Below are 451 nucleotides of genomic sequence, written 5' to 3'. Positions count from 1 at the left end.
AATGAGTTTGATTTTATTATCAATTCCTTCTAACGGACCGTTGGTCAGGTTAGAATATGTCATAGTATTTTCAATGAAAGCTGCTAATCGTCTTAAAGTTCTAATGACTGGGCGTAATTTAGGACACACATCTGAAAGATGAATAGAAAAGAGTTTATGATTAAATTTCTCTATTTGATTTTCTTTTAATAATCTTCTTAGCTCATGAACGTAGTGATATGTATTAAATAGTTCTACATCTACACCTAATAAGTAATTTATAATGCCTTTTTCGGTTTTCCACTCTTTAAATAAATGGACTTTATGATAATTAAATGCTTCTAGCGTTTCAAAAGGTTTAAGAAATAGTTTCCAATAACTTTTATATTTATTATAAAGCGGTCTATTTGAGGCCCTATAACAATTCATTACATGAACTCTAGACATATTTAACGCTCGATTTAAGGATTGA

The 451-nt window shown here is 29.0% G+C and carries 1 protein-coding gene; it reads right to left on the bottom strand.

The window, feature by feature from the left end; genetic code table 11:
* Positions 1 to 451, bottom strand: a 451-nt coding sequence (locus HMPREF3057_RS03275; protein ID WP_142350335.1) for a transposase, incomplete at both ends; no start/stop codon positions are given.

Source organism: Streptococcus sp. HMSC072D05 (assembly GCF_001815805.1).
Lineage (GTDB): Bacteria > Bacillota > Bacilli > Lactobacillales > Streptococcaceae > Streptococcus.
This window is presented reverse-complemented; position numbering and strand designations above follow the sequence as displayed.